The sequence below is a fragment of the Oleiphilus sp. HI0123 genome (genome assembly GCF_001635315.1).
On sequence record NZ_LWGE01001091.1, the window covers coordinates 1 to 2931 of the forward strand.

At 45.6% G+C, this 2931-nt stretch carries 3 protein-coding genes and 1 tRNA gene; all 4 read left to right on the forward strand.

All coding sequences use genetic code 11. The features are described from left to right. A partial coding sequence (locus tag A3761_RS27635) for a hypothetical protein (protein ID WP_197473007.1) occupies nucleotides 1-389 on the forward strand: 389 nt, incomplete at its 5' end. Nucleotides 390-559: 170 nt separating this feature from the next. Beyond that, nucleotides 560-2368 (forward strand): RNA polymerase sigma factor RpoD, encoded by a 1809-nt coding sequence (gene rpoD / locus A3761_RS10660; RefSeq protein WP_068507063.1) that lies wholly within the window; start codon nucleotides 560-562, stop codon nucleotides 2366-2368. A 99-nt stretch (nucleotides 2369-2467) separates the two neighbouring features. Then, nucleotides 2468-2544 (forward strand) — tRNA-Ile (locus tag A3761_RS10665). A 190-nt stretch (nucleotides 2545-2734) separates the two neighbouring features. Further along, on the forward strand, nucleotides 2735-2931 hold a 197-nt coding region (locus tag A3761_RS26255), incomplete at its 3' end, for a helix-turn-helix domain-containing protein (protein WP_156491792.1).

Sequence of the window (2931 nt, forward strand, 5' to 3'; positions counted from 1 at the left end):
CTAGCCTTTGTTTAGCGCTATATTACCAGCCAAGTCAGGCTGAAAATTATCTAAGTATGATCAGTGGGCACCAAGGGTTTCAGCAAACTCGTGACTTCGCAGAGTTTCTCTTTCTTCAAAAAATAGCAACGACTCAGTCTTTGTTGTTATTTCTGGCTACGGATGAAGTGGGTTATCGTGCTCAGTTCTCTAGCTTATTTGATCGCTTGGAATGGGTGCCCGACGCGAAGGAAATCCAGGACGTTGCGACTGACTTGCTGCAACGGCTGAAGAATAAACAAACCCAGAATGACGCCTTGAAAGCAACAAAATTCAATAAGCTTCCTAGTGAAATGAGCGAATCTGAAAAGCAAGCGCTAAGAGCTATTTCCCTAAGGAAATCTAAGTAAAAGGCCTTTTAGTATTCGAAACGGCCAAATTTATGAAAGTTATTCCAATTCAGACTTGAAAAATCTCATTTTGGATCCATATTGATTTGGTTGAAAAGCAAACTTTCTATATAATGGCCGACTATTTTTTGATCGGCCATCAGTAACGAATTCCAACTTATAGGATAGACATGTCAGGCAATTCACAACAGTCTCGTTTAAAAGATCTCATCGCCCGCGGTAAAGAACAAGGGTACCTGACTTACTCAGAAGTAAACGACCACCTTCCAGAAGATATTGCGGATCCGGATCAGGTTGAAGACATTATTCGCATGATCAACGACATGGGTATTCAGGTTGTTGAAGTTGCGCCTGATGCTGATTCATTGCTTATGTCAGATGGAGATTCAACAGACGAAGTGGCGGCGGCTGAAGCAGCTGCGGCACTGGCAGCAGTAGAAACCGAAGCAGGCAGAACAACTGACCCAGTACGTATGTATATGCGTGAAATGGGTACTGTAGAGCTACTAACGCGTGAAGGCGAAATTCGTATCGCCAAGCGTATCGAAGAAGGTGTTCGGGATGTGATGGCATCTTTGGCTCACTTTCCGGGTGTCGTTCAGGGTATCTTGGATCGATATGACACGACAGTGGAAGAAGAAGGCCGTCTAAGTGACATTATTTCAGGCTTTGTTGACCCAGAGACCGATGCGATTCCTGCACCGGCTCCTATAGTCGAAGCGAATAGTGCTGATTCCGACGACGATGACGAAGAAGAGGGCGAGAAAGGCCCTGATCCAGAAGAAGTGCGTGAGCGCATGGATGAACTTCGTGCTCAGCTAGCGGTAGCCTTAGCAGAAGAAGCAAAGCATACTCGTAGCAGTAAAGAAGCAGCTAAAGCTTATAATGAGCTAGGTAAACTGTTTGCACCGTTTAAATTGAGTGCCAAGCAGTTCGATGCCTTGATCGTTGAAGTTCGTACTACCAACGAAATCGTTAGGATTAATGAGCGTGCAGTTATGGCGCTTTGCTCCAGATATTGCGGTATGGATCGTAAAGAGTTCATCAAACGATTCCCGGGTAATGAAGCAAACCTACAGTGGATTGACGGCCTAATTGAAGAAAGTCACCCCTGTGCAGCGAAGCTAGAAGCGAACCGTGTTGAAATTACGCGTGCGCAAAGAAAGATCGCAGAAATGGCTAACATAACTGGCATGACCATCGCTGAAATTAAAGACGTCAACCGTCGTGTATCGATTGGTGAAGCAAAAGCGCGTCGTGCGAAAAAGGAAATGGTAGAAGCCAACCTTCGTTTGGTTATCTCCATCGCGAAGAAATATACCAACCGTGGCCTACAGTTCCTGGATCTTATTCAGGAAGGTAACATTGGCTTGATGAAAGCGGTAGATAAGTTCGAATATCGCCGTGGTTACAAGTTCTCGACTTACGCTACATGGTGGATTCGTCAGGCAATTACTCGTTCTATTGCTGACCAGGCACGTACGATCCGTATTCCGGTACACATGATCGAAACCATTAATAAATTGAACCGCATCTCACGCCAGATGCTTCAGGAAATGGGCCGCGAGCCAACACCTGAAGAGTTAGGTGAGCGCATGGATATGCCTGAAGACAAGGTACGTAAAGTCCTTAAGATTGCTAAAGAACCAATCTCAATGGAAACGCCTATTGGTGATGACGAAGATTCACACTTGGGTGACTTTATCGAAGATGGCCAGGCAGAATCGCCCGTTGATACGGCTACAGGCCAGGGCTTAAGAGAGTCTACACGTACGGTTCTTTCCGGACTAACTGCTAGAGAAGCAAAAGTACTACGTATGCGTTTTGGTATCGAAATGAACACAGACCATACTTTGGAAGAAGTAGGTAAGCAGTTCGACGTAACGCGTGAGCGTATCCGTCAGATCGAAGCGAAAGCGCTAAGAAAACTACGCCATCCAAGCCGCTCAGATCACCTAAGAAGCTTCCTGGACGAATAAGCATTTTCCTCTAGCATCTTCTTTCGGGGCGCATTATAATGCGCCCCGTATTGATCAAGAACTCTCTGGATCATCTCTTGGCTCAAAGCCAAAATCAGTGCCCCCTTAGCTCAGTTGGTTAGAGCACCCGACTCATAATCGGTAGGTCCCCTGTTCAAGTCAGGGAGGGGGCACCATTTTTCTTCTTTTATTTCAATTGGTTATTTTAGTAGCTGGCATGCTTGGAATAAGTTGTGCTACATCAGTGCTACATTGGCCTCATTGTTGATTTGCACCCAAAACTGACCCACTAAAGCCATATATTTGCATCGAATTTTGACCCACGTATAAACCTATCCCTGCTTCAGCAAAGCAGGAGAAAATGGAGTGATAGACGTGGCTCTACTAAGCGTAATTCGACGCTGGCATATTCGGGAGGGACAATCGATTCGATCGATTGCTCGGAAGACCGGATTGTCACGAAATACTGTTCGTAAATACCTCAATAATAGAAATTTAGACCCAAGCTACCCTGCAAGGAAGTCGCCGAGTAAGCTGGATGACTACGAGAAGACCTTAACCTG

Bases quoted from the DNA above. Each gene is read 5' to 3' on its own strand.
- rpoD (WP_068507063.1), top strand. From the start codon at position 560: ATGTCAGGCAATTCACAACAGTCTCGTTTAAAAGATCTCATCGCCCGC.